This window comes from Dactylosporangium sp. NPDC050688 (assembly GCF_040654515.1).
Taxonomy (GTDB): domain Bacteria; phylum Actinomycetota; class Actinomycetes; order Mycobacteriales; family Micromonosporaceae; genus Dactylosporangium.
The window spans coordinates 1-13959 of sequence record NZ_JBFAIC010000056.1; the positions used below are offsets into that span (position 1 = coordinate 1).

Consider the following 13959-nt stretch of genomic DNA (forward strand, 5'->3'; position numbering starts at 1 on the left):
ATCGACCCGTGCAACCTGCAGTTCCTGTACCAGGGCAAGAACCCCAGCGCGGGCGGCGACTACAACCTGCTGCCGTGGCGGCCGGCTGTGCTGACCCTGCAGCGCTGACAGCAGGGCCGGGGGTCGCGGGCTGACGCGGCCCCCATACGCGGCCGGCGGCACGTGCATCACCAGGTCTGCTTGGTGATGCGCGTGCCGGGCGAGGTCAGGACCGGCCGGGTCGGGCGGGTGGGGGCGCGGTCGGGAGGCGGACGGTGAAGGTGGCCCCGGCACCCGGCCGGGCGTCGGCGGCGATGGCGCCGCCGTGGCTGGTGACCACCTCGCGAAGCAGCGCCAGGCCGAGGCCGTAGCGGCGGTCGCCGGCGCCCGCGCCGCGGTGGAAGCGGTCGAAGATGCGCTCGGCGTCGGCCGGGTCGAAGCCGGCGCCGGTGTCGGTGACCACCAGCTGGGCGGTGCCGCCGCCGGGGTCGAGCACGGTCACGCTGACGCTGCCGCCGTCCGGGAGGTGGGCGAGGGCGTTGGTGAGCAGTTCGCTGAGCACGCGGCGCAGGGCCGACTCGATGCCGGGCACCGGCACGGGGCGGTCCGGGGTCGTGAGGGACAGGGTCTGGCCGCGCTCGGCGGCGCGGTTGGTCTCCGCGGCGACCGCGTCGGCGGCGAGGGCCGCCAGGTCGACCTGGGTGGTCGGCCGCTGACCGGCCGGCGCCGCGGCCAGGCGGGCGGAGAGCAGCAGCTCCTCGACGATCTCACCGAGCCGCCGGGTGCCGTCGACGAGCCGCCCCAGCTCGTGCGGGTCGACCGTCACCAGCGCCTCGGCAGCCGACGCGAGCACGGCACCGGTCGCGGGCACGGGCACCGTCGCGGGCGCGGCGGAGGCGCGGCGGGCCAGGAGCTGGGCGCGGGTGTGGACCTGGGCGATCGGCGTGCGCAGCTCGTGGCTGGCATCGGCGACGAACCGGCGCTGCCGGTCGAGCGCGTCGATCAGCGGCGCGACGGCACGGCGGCCGACCAGCACGCCGGTCAGGACCGCGGCGAGGAGCCCGACGATGGCCGCCAGGGTGAAGGCCCACAGCAGGTGCCGGCGGTCGGCGATCTGAAACCGGGCGTCGAAGACGACCTGGGTGACGGTGTCGCCGCGGCGTTCGGTGTGCACGTAGTAGACGGTGTCGTTGCGGGCGACCTTGACGTCCTGCGCCTCGCCGGTGGCCATGGCCCGGTCGACGGCGTCGCGGAGCGGTAAGCCGGGTGGAGGAGGGTTGTTCACCCCGGCCAGGACCCCGTGGTCGAACCGGAAGACCCAGCTGCACGCGGGTGGCCCGGCCACCGTGCCGTTCGCCGCGCCCCAGGCCAGCTCGCGGTGGATCTGCTCCTCCTGGCTGTGCACCAGCAGGGCGTACGAGATGCCGCCGACCAACGCCAGCAGCGCCGTGATGGCCAGTCCGGCACCGAGGCCGAGCCGCAGCCGGGCCCGCCGGACGAGCGTGAGCTCCGGGGTCGTCACAGGCCGCCCAGCCGGTACCCGAGGCCGTGCACGGTGCGGATCACCGCGCGGCCGAGCTTGCGGCGCAGGTAGTAGACGTAGGTGTCCACAATGGAGGATGCGGCGGCCTCGTCGAAGACCCGGCGGCGCAGCTCGGCCCGGGAGTGCACGCCTGCCGGGCGGGCGGCGAGCACCCGCAGCAGCTCGAACTCCCGGGCGGACAGCGCCACCCGGGTGCCGTCCGCCAGGACCACGTCGCGTGCGGCGAGGTCGAGCCGGCCGGTGCCGACCGGCAGGAGCTCACCCGGCGACGGCATGCGCCGGCACAGCGCCCGCACCCGGGCGCTGAGCTCGACGAGATCGAACGGCTTGGCCAGGTAGTCGTCCGCGCCCGCGTCGAGCCCGGCGACCCGGTCGTCCACGGCACCCAGCGCGGTGAGCATCAGCGCCCGGGCCGGCACCGCCCGCGAACGCAGCCGGGCGACCAGGTCGAGGCCGTCCAGCGCGGGCAGCAGCCGGTCGATGACCATCACGTCGTACGGCCGGGTCAGCCCCAGATGCAGTCCACGCTGCCCGTCGCGCGCGTGGTCGACATGGTAGCCCTCGTCGGTCAGGGACCCGGTCAGCATTTCACCGAGCTCCGCGTCGTCCTCGACCAGAAGCAGCCGGTGCGTGCGCATCCATCGACAATTTCACATATCGTCCGGTACATGAGTGATGAACGTCTCTTTTGTCACTTTCGAAAACTGGAACCCACCAGGTCGGCACCGGAGGTCGTCGGGCTCGTCCGGGCCTCCCGGCGTCCGATCCAGCTCAGCAGCGGCGTCGTCATCAGCGTGGTGACCAGGGCGACCAGCACCAGCACGGTGAACAGGGCGGGGGTGACGATGCCGGCCTCGAGACCAACGTTGAGCGCGATGAGCTGCATCAGCCCCCGGGCGTTCATCAGCGCGCCGACGCGCAGCGCGACACCGTTGGGCTCGCCGCGCAGCCGGGCCGCGCCCCAGCAGGCGCCGAACTTGCCGGCGATGGCGACCGCGACGCAGGCGACCGCGAACAGCAGCACGGCCGGGTCACCGAGCAGGCCGAACTCGGTGCGCAGGCCGGAGAACGTGAAGAACAGCGGCAGGAACACGATGGCGGCGACCGGTGTGAGGGTGTCGACGACCTTGTCGGTGCCGACGGTGTGCGGCATGACCACCCCGACGGCGAAGGCGCCGAAGACCGCATAGAGGCCGATCTCGTCGGTGTACCAGGCGACCAGGAAGAGCAGCACGACGACGCCCAGCAGCCGCGCCTGGTCATCGAGGCGGTCGCTGCCCATCAGTGCGCCGGCCAGCCGCCGGCCGGCGAGCCAGAGCACCAGCCCGAAGAGGACCGCGCCGCCACCGGTGACGATCGCCGGGCCGGGCCGTCCGGTGGCGACGGCGAGCACCACGGCGAGCATGATCCACGCCACCATGTCGTCGATCGCGCCGCTGGCCAGCGAGAGCGAGCCGTGCCGGGTGCCGGCCTGGCCGCGCTCGGTGATGATCCGGGCGAGCATCGGAAACGCGGTGATGGCGAGGGCGACGCCGACGAAGGCCGCGGTGACACCGAGCGGTACGCCCGCCTTCTGCACCGGCACGACTCCGGCGGTGAGCAGTACCAGCAGCACGCCGAGCAGGAGCGGTGCCGTCACCCCCGCCAGCGAGACCGCGCCGGCGGTGCCGGCCAGCCGGGCCGTGCGGTGCCCGGTGAACGCGTAGCCGGCCTGGAACATGAACAGCACAAGCCCGACCTGACCGACCACGTACAGCACCGGCAGCAACGGGGCGGGGAACAGCGCGTGCTGCACGCCGGGGAACAGCAGGCCGAGCAGCGACGGCCCGAGCAGCACGCCGGCCAGCATCTCGCTCACCACGGCGGGCTGGCCGGCCCGGCCGAGCAGCCAGGCGACGGCCTTGCAGAAGAGCAGAATCACGGCGACGGCGATGAAGAACCTCGGTGCGAGTTCGGTGGGCGTCATGGGCGGACCTCCTCGAAGTGGGTGGTACAGAGCCGCTGGCGCCGGGCGTCGACGACCATCCAGGTGCCGAACGCGAGCTGCCGCAGTGAACGCGCGACGCCGGCCCACCGGTCGCGTTGCCGCATGGCCGCCAGCCGCAGCCGGCCGGGGCCGCTGGACCCGGCCGGTGTCAGATAAGCGGGCCCGCGGCTGGGCAGCGAGCGGGTGTGCGCGGCGGAGGAGGCCAGGGTGTAGCGGCGCAGCACCTCACGGGTGGCGGCGCGCAGCATCACCGGGGCCGCCCCACGGGCCGGACAGGCCCGGTTGGCCACCACACCGTACGGGATGAAGTGCGCGTCCCGGCGGGCGAGCGTCAGCCAGCGGTCCGGGTCGAACGCGTCGTCCGCGGCCGGCCCGGTGCGCTGGTAGGCGAGGTAGTTGAACAGCAGGACGGACCCCGCTGGGAGCGTGACCCGTTCGTCGACGACGATCGGCGCCGAGGTGATCCGGTGTGCGACCCCGAACAGCGGGTGCACGCGCAGCGTCTCGTCGATGAACCGGTCCAGCGTGTCGTCGTCGTCGGGGTCGGGCGCCGCGCCGGCGTGCGTGGCCGCGTTGAGCAGCACGTGCGCCATCGCCTCGGACATCTGCACCACCGCCGTGTTGAAGAAGGCGCCCTGCAGGTACCAGGCGGTCTCCCGGTCGGTGAACGGCGGCGGCAGCAGGACCGGGCAGGTGCCGTGCTCGATGCGGCCGAGCAGGTACCGGGTCAGCCGGTCGCGGCGGTCCATGTGCCGCAGGCCCGTCGCCTTGAGCGCGGTCACGACGTCGTCCGCGTTCGCCACGATCAGCTCCCGGGCGTCGGGCGGGCAGGGCTCCGCGAAGACCAGCTCGTAGTACACCTCGGCCCAGACCGGCATCATGAGGTCGCGCAGCCGCGTGTGGACGGGCCGGCCGGCCGGCAGCTCGTCGAGCCGGCGCCGGGTGGCGCACGTCGCCAGTTCCTCGCAGCGTGCCCGGGGCACGGCAAGCACCTGCCGGGTCGTTTTCGCCACGGTGCGGTACCGCTCACCCGGCTCCAGATGCTCCTGGTGCATCTGCGGCCCGGGGGCGAGCCAGTACCAGAACAGGTCGGACAGGCCCGCGCCGCGGCTGCGTCCGTCGGCGGCCGGGTCGGCGTAGACGCGCTCGAAGTGTTCCGCGCCGACCAGCGGGCCCGGGATCGGGATGCCCTCCACCCCGTTGACCCTGGTGAAGATCCACTCACGGAGCACGACGACCCCGGACGGCAGCCAGCGCGGCATGCTGCACACCACGGCTCCCCCGGCCGCGGTGCCGGCCGCGGTAAGCGCCAGCGCCGTCAGCATCGGGCGGCCACGAGGTCGCCGGTCAGGTCGGCCGGGCGGCGCACCCCGGCCAGGGCGAGCGCCCGGTCCAGGTCCTCGCGCAGCAGCTCGAGCACCTGCCGCACCCCGTCGCTGCCGGCCGCGGCCAGCCCCCACAGCACGGGCCGGCCGACGAGGACGGCGTCCGCGCCCAGTGCGAGGGCGGCCAGGATGTCGGCACCGCACCGTATGCCGCCGTCCAGCAGGACCGGCATCCGCCCGCCGACGGCCTTCACGACCGCCGGCAGCGCGTCCACCGTGGGCAGCGCACCGTTGAGCTGCCGCCCGCCGTGGTTGGAGACGAGGACCGCGCTGGCTCCGTGCTCGACCGCGAGCTGCGCGTCGGCCGGGTGCAGCAGTCCTTTGACGACGATCGGCAGCCCGGTGACGCCGCGCAACCAGTCGATGCGGTCCCAGCCGAGCTGCGCGTCCATCACGATGTCGCGTACCCGGCCGGTGTCGTCGCGCATGTTCTCGCAGGCGAGTCCGGCCGGCAGGTCGGTGAAGCCGTTGCGCCGGTCCCGTTCGCGGCGGCCGAACACCGGCGAGTCCGCCGTCACCACCAGCGCCCGGCAGCCGGCCCGCTCGGCCCGGCGGACGACGGCGGCGGTGAACGCCAGGTCCGGCTGCGGATACAGCTGGAACCACAGCGGACCGCCCGCCGCGGCGATGTCCTCGATCGGGGTGGTCGCCGCCATGCTGACGACCAGCACGGTCCCGGCGGCGGCCGCACCGCGGGCGGTGGCGAGCTCGCCGTCGGGGTGCGCGAGGCGGTGGAACGCGGTCGGCGCGACCAGCAGCGGCGCGCTCAGCTCGGTGCCGAACAGCGTGGTGCGCAGGTCCCGCGGGCCGGTGCCGCGCAGCACCCGCGGTACCAGTCGGAGGCGCTGGAAGGCCTCCTCGTTGGCCCGCAGGGTCCGCTCGTCACCGGCCCCGCCGGCGAAGAAGTCCCAGTGGGCCGGGTCGAGCCGGGCCCGGGCCCGCGCCGCCAGCTCGGTGAACATCTCAGGCGCCCTGCAGGCAGCGCTCGATGAACGCCTCCAGGGGCTGCACGTGTACCTGCGGACGGTCCCACTGGTTCTCCAGGTTCTCCGCCAGGTGGTGCACCCCGGCGACCCGGCCGTCGCGGTGCCAGCGCACCACCGGATGCAGGTAGGCGGCGGCGTGCGCCTGCCCCACGGCGTCCTGCGCGACGCGGCTGACGGTGATGTCGAACGGGTCGACCTGGTCGTGCTCCGGGCCGTACTCCAGCGTGACGACGAACGCGTGGTCGGCGGGGCCCAGGCCGGCCCGCGTGAAGTAGTCGACGGGGACCTCCTCGTGGTAGCGGGCGTCCGTCCCGGCGACGGTGACCACGTCGGCGAGGAAGCCGAACTGCTGCCACAGCGCGGAGGTCCGGTTGACCCGTTCGATCACGGCGTCGGTGATGGATTTCGGCGTCGCGTCGAGCTTGCCGGCCGGCCATGGCTCGCCGGCGTAGCGTCGCTCGAGGATGCGGTGCAGGGCCCGCACCGCGTAGCGGAAGCCGTGGATGAACCCGCTCGTGGACTTCTTGAAGTCCCGGACCTGCGAGATGGTGCCGGCGAAGAACAGGTCGGGCACGTTGACCGACTCCCACTCGTCGGTCTGGGCCGGGAACCGGTCGCGGATCACCAGCTCGGGACGGCACGAGTCGTCGAAGATCGAGGCGTCGAACCGGAATCCGGTGCAGGCCAGGATCCGGTCGTAGGTCAGCTCCTTCACGACCTCGTCGGCGCGGGAGAAGCTGAACGTGACCCGGTATCCGTCGCCGTCGCGTTCGATCCGGCGGATGTCGCCGTCCAGGACCGCGTTGGCCGACTTGAGCTGGTAGGTGTCGAGGAAGTTGTTGTTGACCGCGCGCAGGTGCCCGACGTAGTGGGTGCGCCAGGCCATCCGCACCGCGCTCGGGCCGGCCACGTGGATGACCGTGGTGGTCTCCATCAGCGCGTCGGCGGTCTCGAACGCGGAGTTGCCCTTGCCGATGATGAGCACCCGCTGGTCGAGGTAGTCGTCCGGGTCGACGGGCATCTCGTCGTACCGCTCGGCCAGCTCGAACCCGTCGATGTCCGGCTCATAGGGTTTCGACACGCCGGTGGCGACGATGAGCCGTTTGGCGGTGAACGTCTCCTCCCCGGCCCGCACGGTGAATCCGGTGTCGTCGCGGGACACCCGGGTGACCCGGGTGTTGTAGCGGACCTTGACGGTGCGTGCGAAGTCGGCCAGGTAGCGGACCATGTCGTCGGCGTGCGGGAAGTACCGCCGGCTGTAGTGCTTGAACAGCAGCGAGTCGTCGTCGGTGAGCAGCGAGTTCCAGTCCAGCCGCAGGTTGAGCTCCGGGTCGTCGCTGCCGGTGTGCGGCTTGTTGATGGAGATCAGCTGCCGGTGCCGCGGGAAGCGGGTGAAGAACGCGCCCGGCACCGCCGCGCCCTCCAGCACCAGATAGTCGCGGCGGCCCTCGGCCTCCAGCAGTGCGGCGAGCTGCAGGCCGGCCGGGCCGGCCCCGATGATCAGATAGTCGAGCGTCACGACGGTCACCTTTCGAGCGCTTCGACGACGTCGGCCGCGCGCCGCACGTCGTCTTCGAGGGGGCGGTCCGGGTCGATCGGGGGGACGGCCGCGACAAGCGCCGCGAGCACCGCGGCGCAGCCGGGTGCGGTCGGCGGCCGGGCACCGACGTGAGCGGCCTGGCGCAGCCCCACCGCGAGCGAGCCGACCAGCAGGTGCAGCAGTCGCGCCTGATCCAGCGCCCGCAGGGCGGCCTGGTTGCCCAGCGGGATGACGTCCTGGTTGTGCAGGTTGGTGGGGATGCTCTGCATGCTGGCGGGCATGGTGTCGCGGCGGATCTCGGCGATCAGCGCGGTCGACGCCAGCTGCACGCCCTGCAGGCCGTGCTGCTGGCCGGGCCCGGCGGCCAGCATCGGCGGCAGCCCTCCGTTGCGGTGCGGGTCGACGAGCAGGTCGAGCTGCCGTTCGGCGAGGTTGCCGACCTGCGCGACGACCATCGACAGCAGGTCGGCGGCGAACGCGGCCGGTTGGCCGAAGAAGTTGCCGCCGTGCACGACGACGTCGTCGTCGGGGAAGAACACCGGGTTGTCGCTGACGCTGCCGAGGTCGGCTGCGACGATGCCGTCGACGTACCGCAGGGCGTCCTCGGCCGCGCCGAGCAGCTGCGGTGAGCACCGGATGCTGTACGGCTCCTGCAGCGGGCGCGTGCCGGACGGGGTCAGGCCGGCGGTCACCCGGCGCATCGCCGACGCGACGTCGTTCGCACCCGCGTGGCCGTACGCGGCGAGCAGCCGGGCGTCCAGGAACTGCGGGTCGCTGCCGAGCAGGTCGGCGAGCAGGCAGGTGAGCAGCCGGACCGCCCGGTGCGAGGCGCGGGCCGAGTCCAGCGCCAAGGCGAGCGCGGCGGTGGTCAGCGACGTGCCGTTGACCAGTGCCAGGGCGTCCCGGCCGTCCAGTGGCAGCGGCTGCAGACCCGCCGCGGCCAGCGCCTGTGCCGCGGGGAGGCGGACACCGTCCACATAGGCGTGGCCGCGGCCGCGCAACGCCTGCGCGGCGGCACCCAGCGGGATCAGGTCACCGCTGGCCCCGACCGAACCCAGCCGCGGCACCGCGGGGACGAACGTGGTCGCGAGCATCGCCGCGAGCGCGTCGATGACGTGCGGGGACACCCCCGACGCGCCGCGCGCCAGCGACCAGGCCCGGACCAGCATCGTGGCCCGCACGACGTCGGCGTCGAGGTCCGGGCCGTGGCCGGCGCCGAGGTGGGCGAGCGTGTTGTCGGCCTGGTCGCGCAGGTCTGCCCGGCCCGCGTAGCCGACGAGGGCACCGAAGCCGGTGGTGCTGCCGTACACCGCCCGGTCGTCGCCGAGCACCTTGGACAGGAAGGTCCGGCCGGCCGAGACCCGTTCGCGGACCGCCGGCCCGGTCACGACGGTGACGGGGGCGCGGGCCGCGCGCAGGTCCTCGATCCGCAACGCGGCCGCGAGGTCTACCTCTGGCGTCATGGGCCGCAACCTAATGAGCGATTCTCAGAGGCCTCTGATATCCGCTCGTTACGGTGCGGCGCATGACGCTCGACTACCTGATTGTCGGAGCCGGGCCGGCCGGGCTCCAACTCGCCGCCCTGCTGGAGCGCGACGGCCGCGACTACCTGGTGCTCGAGGCGGGCGCGGCGCCGGGCACCTTCTTCACCACCTACCCACGGCACCGGCAGCTGATCTCGATCAACAAGGTCTGGACCGGTTCGGACGACCCGGAGTTCAACCTCCGCGCGGACTGGAACTCGCTGCTCACCGACGACGAGTCGCTGCTGTTCAAGCACTACAGCCAGCGGTACTTCCCGCAGGCCGACGACCTGGTGCGGTACCTGGCCGACTTCGCCCGTGGCCTTCGGATCCGGTACGGCACCCGGGTCACGCGGGTGTCCCGGGACGCCGCCGGGTTCACCGTGCGGACCGGGGACGAGACGTACACCGCCGGTACGGTCGTGGTCGCCACCGGCGTCTCCCAGCTGTACGTGCCACCGATCGAGGGTGTGGAGCTCGCGGAGCGCTACGACACCGTCGACGTCGACCCCGCCGGGTTCACCAACCAGCGGGTCCTCATCGTCGGCAAGGGCAACTCGGGCTTCGAGACCGCCGACGCGCTCATCGAGACCGCGGCGGTCATCCACGTCGCCGGCCCGCACTCGATCAGGATGGCCTGGCAGTCGCACTACGTGGGGCATCTGCGCGCGGTCAACAACAACTTCCTCGACACGTACCAGCTCAAGTCGCAGAACTCGGTGCTCGACGGCACGATCGAGCGGATCGCCCGGCGTGAGGAGGGCGGTTTCCGGATCGACTTCCGCTACGCGCGGACCGTGGAGTCGCTGCGGCAGATCGACTACGACCGGATCATCCTGTGCACCGGCTTCCGCTTCGACGCCTCGATCTTCGACGCCTCGGCCCGGCCGCGGCTGGTCATCAACGACCGTTTCCCCGAGCAGACCTCGGCGTACGAGTCGGTGAACGTGCCCGGCCTGTACTTCGCCGGGACCCTCACCCAGCAGCGCGACTTCAAGCGGTCCACCAGCGGCTTCATCCACGGTTTCCGCTACGGCACGCGCGCCCTGCACCGGATCCTCGGCGTCCGGCAGCACGCGACGCCGTGGCCCGCCACGACGCTGGACGCCACACCCGAGGCGATCACCGACGCCGTCATCGCCCGGATCAACCGGACCTCGGCGCTCTGGCAGCAGTTCGCGGTCCTCGGCGACGTCGTCACCGTCACGGACGGCACGGCCCGGTACCACGAGGAGGTGCCGGTCGCATACCTGGGCGACGGCGGTCTCGGACCGGTGCCGCTGGCCTTCGTCGTCACGCTGGAGTACGGCCCCGACCACGACCAGGTCGACCCGTTCGACATCACGGTCCCCCGGATCGCCGAGAACGACGCCGCGGCCGCCCACGACGCGAGCTACCTGCACCCCGTCGTGCGGGTGCACCGCGACGGTGCCGTCGTCGCGGTGCACCACCTGGCGGAGAACCTGGAGAATCACTGGAACCTGCCCGCGGTCCACCACCAGCCGCTCGCGCTGTTCATCAAGGGTGTGCTGGCCGATGCCGGCGGCTGAACTCTGGCCGCAGCCGGTGCTGGACCTGCTCGCCACCGGCGACGACCGCCCCGTCTTCGAGGACGGCGACCGGATCGTCACCGCCGCGCAGATGTCCGGCCTGGTCCGCCGGATCGCCGCCGGCCTGCGCGCGGCCGGGCTGCGCCCCGGCGACGGCGTGGCCCTGGACCTCGGCGTCACGGCTGAGGCGTTCGCGGCGATCATCGCCGCCTTCGCCATGGGCGCGCGGGTGTCCGGCATCCGCCCCGGCCTGACCCCGGACCAGCTGCGCCACCTGCTCGCCAGCGACGACGCCCGGCTTGTCGACGAGGCCGGCCTCGCCGGGCTGCTGGCCGCGCCCGACGACGGCGTCCCGCTGGTGGCTGCCGGGCGCCCGGCCGACACCGCCCGGATCATCTGGACCAGCGGCAGCACCGGCAACCCCAAAGGCTGCGCGCAGACCTACGCGGCGATGAGCGCCGCCTGGGCGCCGTACCCGGGCCGCTGGCCGCCGGCCGTCGCCGAGCTCGCCGGCCGGCTGGGGCGCTATCTGGTCTTCGGGTCGCTGAACAGCCAGGTGATGCTGGAGTACGGCATTCTGACGCTGGCCGCGGGCGGCACGCTGGTCGCCGCCCGCCCGCCGGGTTTTCCCGGCATGATCGCCCGGCACCGGGCCACCGCGAGCGTCATCACCGTCGGCAAGCTGCATCAGCTGGTGCGTGACCAGCGTGCCCGCCCGGCTGACCTGGGCAGTCTGCGGGCACTGCTGGTCTCGGGCTCACCGCTGGCGCCGGGCCGGTTGACCGAGGCCCTGGAGGTGCTCGGCCCCGTGGTGTTCCACGGCTACGGCCAGACCGAGACCGGCATGATCGCGATGGTGACGCCTGCCGAGCTGCTGAGCGATCCCGCGGTCCTGGCCACGGTCGGCCGCCCGCCCGCGGTCGTCGACCTGTCGATCCGCGACGCGGCCGGCCGGCCCGCCACCGAGGGCGAGCTGTTCGTCCGCACACCCGCGCAGGCCACCGCGTACTGGTCCGACCCGGTCGAGTCGGCCGAGGTGTTCACCGGCGGCTGGGTGCGCACCCGCGACCTCGCCCGCCTGGACGCGAACGGTTACCTGCAGCTGCTCGGCCGGGTCCGCGACGTCATCATCGTCGAGGCGAATCTGGTGTACGCCGGCGCCGTCGAGCGCGTCCTGTCCGCCGATCCCGCTGTGGCGGAGGCCTACGTCATCGGCCGGCCCGACGACGTGACCGGCGAGGCCGTGCACGCGTACGTCGTGCCCGCCACCGGGTGCGCACCCGACGCCGCGCGACTGCGCGGGCTGGTCGCCGACGCCCTGGGCGCGGCCGCGGCGCCGCGGACCATCCAGGTGATCGCCGGCGTGCCGCTCACACCGGCCGGCAAGCCGGACAAGCGCGCGCTGACGGCACTCTGCGCGGCAGGTGTCCGCGGGGACCGGTGAACGGCAAACTGCCCGTCCGCGACTTCGGCCTGCTCTCGGCGAACCGTGGCCGCCCGGCCGCCCGGCCGCCCGGTTCGAGCCGCATCCACAACTGGTCGTGCCGCCGGATCAGCCGGAAGATGTGGTGACACGAACCGCGCTGACACCGGCAGCGGTTCGCACCAGTGCCTCCACGACCGCCCGCTCCGTGCCGTCGTCGAACCCGCCGTCGACGGTGGCGACCGCGCCGTCGACGGTCACCCGCCACCGGCGCTGCCGGCAGAAGGCCCGTGATGGGGCACACGGTGAAGCCCGAGCCGCGGCCTGTGGGGCGCGCGGCTCGGGCTTCTGGATGGTGGGGTTCAGATGAGCCAGCGGTTGCGCTGGACGAAGGGCAGCTTGGCCCAGCGGCGGCCGAGGCCCCAGGTGTGCCCGGCGTAGGCGGCGGCGAGCACGATGGTCACGACGGCGTAGATGACGTGGTAGTCGGTCAGCGGGTTGGTCGAGCCCGACGGCGCGCCCTCAGCGGTGTGCTGGGCGAGCGGGAACTCCGCCAGCCACATCAGGGCCATCATGAGCGTGCCCGCGGCTGCGGCGATGCGCAGGCCGATCCCGGCAGTCAGCGCCAGGCCGATGCCGAGCAGACCGAGCATGAAGCCCCAGTTGGCGTACCAGGTGCCCGCGATCGTGTGGAAGAAGCCCTGCAGCGGGCCGACCTCGACATGGGACAGGAAGCCCTTGGTGGGGCTGCCCCCGTTGATCCACGCCTTCGCCGACGGGGTCGAGTAGCCGAGCCCCAGCAACTTGTCCGCGAACGCCCACAGGAACACGAACCCGGTGGCGTACCGCAGCACCGCGAGGGCCTTGGCCGCGGTCTTGGTCAGCATGTGACCCGGCGCCTCGACCTGCTCCAGTTGGCTGGCCCGGTGGACGTGGACGGTGCTCATTGTCGGCCTCCCTATGCCGTTCCCTCTGTCTGACACGTCCATCGTCGCCGCCGCACGAACCAGCCGCTTGTGCCGGAACTCCCGATCGATGCGGGCCCAAAGTCCCCTCATCAGCGGGACCTGCCGGCGGTGGTCGCGCGTTCCGCGGCAGGGCGGCCGGTGCGCGCGCCCCCGTGCGCTCAGGCGTCCGCCGGGATCACGGCCGGAATCACGGCCGGGATCACGTCGAGGCGCTGGCGCATCTCGCGCTCCGCGGTGCGCCGCAGCCGGCCGTTGATCCGCCGGAAGAGCATCTCCGCCTGGACCGCGGGCCAGTCGGCCGGCAGGAACTCCAGCGGCAGCCGGGGATCGTCACGGACCACCTGCAGCCAGTCGGTGGTCAGCACGACACGGCGGCTGACCGCGTCCACCGGGCCGGGCCCGTCGCCGTCGTAGGGCATCCAGCGCTCGATGAACTCGGTGTAGCGGGCGGCAAGGGGCGGCAGGTCGTACGCCTCGGCGATGAGGCGGGTCGGCTCCGTCGGGCCGGTCGGCGCCGCTTCGAACGCCCGCACGTACTCCTCCAGCTGCGAGTCCTCCAGCACCCCGGCGAGGTCGACCCGGCGGGGCGCCACCCACAGCCCGGCCTGGACCATGCCGAAGCCGGCCCACTGCAGGCGGGAGCGCAGGTCGTGCCGTTCGCGCTGCCACGACTCCGGCATGGAGAAGCCGACGACGGTCCACGTGCCGTCCCACTGGCGGGTCACGATGTCGCCCTCCTGCACCCGGCTGCGGCCGTCGAGCATGACGCGGCGGCCGTGCTCGGTCGGTCCGAAGTACGCCCGCCGGCCCCGGACCTCGCGGTGCAGCAGGTCGCGGCGGACCATCCGGGACAGGGTCGCCCGGGCCGCGTGCTCGCCGATGCCGACCCGGCCCAGCACGTCGATGACGCTGCCAGCGGCCACCAGGACGGCGCCGTCGAGCGCGTAGTCGCCGAAGAACGTCAGCAGGACCGACTGGGGCCGCAGCACGACCGCGGCGGTCACCCGGGTCACCGCGGGATCGGTGGCCGCTGCGTCCGCTGCGGCGGCGGGCTCGTTCATGGTCACGAACGCCA

12 protein-coding genes are annotated in these 13959 nt (G+C 73.2%); 2 read left to right on the plus strand and 10 right to left on the minus strand.

Annotation, left to right across the window (positions count from 1 at the left end):
* Positions 1 to 205 precede the first annotated feature (205 nt).
* The 7 genes from AB0H83_RS37675 to AB0H83_RS37705 are packed head-to-tail and all read right to left on the minus strand — an operon-like array spanning position 206 to position 8883.
* Complete coding sequence (locus AB0H83_RS37675; protein WP_360103654.1) at positions 206 to 1501, minus strand: HAMP domain-containing sensor histidine kinase; 1296 nt, start codon at positions 1499 to 1501, stop codon at positions 206 to 208.
* Positions 1498 to 2160, minus strand: coding sequence for a response regulator transcription factor (locus AB0H83_RS37680; RefSeq protein WP_360103656.1), 663 nt, complete (start codon positions 2158 to 2160; stop codon positions 1498 to 1500). Before AB0H83_RS37680 ends, AB0H83_RS37675 begins: the two co-directional genes overlap by 4 nt.
* Before the next feature lie 53 nt (positions 2161 to 2213).
* Positions 2214 to 3488, minus strand: a complete 1275-nt coding sequence (locus tag AB0H83_RS37685) for a cation:proton antiporter (protein WP_360103658.1) — start codon at positions 3486 to 3488, stop codon at positions 2214 to 2216.
* Positions 3485 to 4771, minus strand: a complete 1287-nt coding sequence (locus AB0H83_RS37690) for a cytochrome P450 (RefSeq protein ID WP_360103660.1) — start codon at positions 4769 to 4771, stop codon at positions 3485 to 3487. The genes AB0H83_RS37685 and AB0H83_RS37690 overlap by 4 nt, the downstream gene beginning before the upstream one ends.
* A 56-nt stretch (positions 4772 to 4827) precedes the next feature.
* On the minus strand, positions 4828 to 5856 hold the full coding sequence (locus AB0H83_RS37695) for an alpha-hydroxy acid oxidase (RefSeq protein WP_360103662.1): 1029 nt from the start codon (positions 5854 to 5856) through the stop codon (positions 4828 to 4830).
* 1 nt (position 5857) lies between these two features.
* A complete protein-coding gene (locus AB0H83_RS37700) occupies positions 5858 to 7399 on the minus strand; it encodes an NAD(P)-binding domain-containing protein (RefSeq protein WP_360103664.1) in 1542 nt (513 codons plus the stop codon).
* Positions 7400 to 7404: 5 nt separating this feature from the next.
* On the minus strand, positions 7405 to 8883 hold the full coding sequence (locus AB0H83_RS37705; RefSeq protein WP_360103666.1) for an aromatic amino acid ammonia-lyase: 1479 nt from the start codon (positions 8881 to 8883) through the stop codon (positions 7405 to 7407).
* A 62-nt stretch (positions 8884 to 8945) separates the two neighbouring features.
* Between AB0H83_RS37705 and AB0H83_RS37710 the strand changes: the two genes are divergently transcribed.
* Positions 8946 to 10493, plus strand: coding sequence for an NAD(P)-binding domain-containing protein (locus AB0H83_RS37710; protein ID WP_360103668.1), 1548 nt, complete (start codon positions 8946 to 8948; stop codon positions 10491 to 10493).
* Positions 10480 to 11937, plus strand: coding sequence for an AMP-binding protein (locus tag AB0H83_RS37715; RefSeq protein ID WP_360103670.1), 1458 nt, complete (start codon positions 10480 to 10482; stop codon positions 11935 to 11937). Before AB0H83_RS37710 ends, AB0H83_RS37715 begins: the two co-directional genes overlap by 14 nt.
* Positions 11938 to 12045: 108 nt before the next feature.
* Here AB0H83_RS37715 and AB0H83_RS37720 read toward each other — a convergent pair whose 3' ends face one another.
* From AB0H83_RS37720 to AB0H83_RS37730, 3 genes are all read right to left on the minus strand, one after another.
* Entirely contained in the window at positions 12046 to 12177 is a 132-nt protein-coding gene (locus tag AB0H83_RS37720; RefSeq protein WP_360103672.1) for a hypothetical protein, read from the minus strand.
* A 101-nt stretch (positions 12178 to 12278) separates the two neighbouring features.
* Positions 12279 to 12863, minus strand: coding sequence for a hypothetical protein (locus AB0H83_RS37725; RefSeq protein ID WP_360103674.1), 585 nt, complete (start codon positions 12861 to 12863; stop codon positions 12279 to 12281).
* A gap of 179 nt (positions 12864 to 13042) precedes the next feature.
* Complete coding sequence (locus AB0H83_RS37730; RefSeq protein WP_360103834.1) at positions 13043 to 13945, minus strand: PaaX family transcriptional regulator C-terminal domain-containing protein; 903 nt, start codon at positions 13943 to 13945, stop codon at positions 13043 to 13045.
* Positions 13946 to 13959: the final 14 nt, after the last annotated feature.

Bases quoted from the DNA above. Each gene is read 5' to 3' on its own strand.
- AB0H83_RS37680 (WP_360103656.1), bottom strand. From the start codon at position 2,160: ATGCGCACGCACCGGCTGCTTCTGGTCGAGGACGACGCGGAGCTCGGT.
- AB0H83_RS37685 (WP_360103658.1), bottom strand. From the start codon at position 3,488: ATGACGCCCACCGAACTCGCACCGAGGTTCTTCATCGCCGTCGCCGTG.
- AB0H83_RS37690 (WP_360103660.1), bottom strand. From the start codon at position 4,771: ATGCCGCGCTGGCTGCCGTCCGGGGTCGTCGTGCTCCGTGAGTGGATC.
- AB0H83_RS37695 (WP_360103662.1), bottom strand. From the start codon at position 5,856: ATGTTCACCGAGCTGGCGGCGCGGGCCCGGGCCCGGCTCGACCCGGCC.
- AB0H83_RS37705 (WP_360103666.1), bottom strand. From the start codon at position 8,883: ATGACGCCAGAGGTAGACCTCGCGGCCGCGTTGCGGATCGAGGACCTG.
- AB0H83_RS37710 (WP_360103668.1), top strand. From the start codon at position 8,946: ATGACGCTCGACTACCTGATTGTCGGAGCCGGGCCGGCCGGGCTCCAA.
- AB0H83_RS37715 (WP_360103670.1), top strand. From the start codon at position 10,480: ATGCCGGCGGCTGAACTCTGGCCGCAGCCGGTGCTGGACCTGCTCGCC.
- AB0H83_RS37725 (WP_360103674.1), bottom strand. From the start codon at position 12,863: ATGAGCACCGTCCACGTCCACCGGGCCAGCCAACTGGAGCAGGTCGAG.
- AB0H83_RS37730 (WP_360103834.1), bottom strand. From the start codon at position 13,945: ATGAACGAGCCCGCCGCCGCAGCGGACGCAGCGGCCACCGATCCCGCG.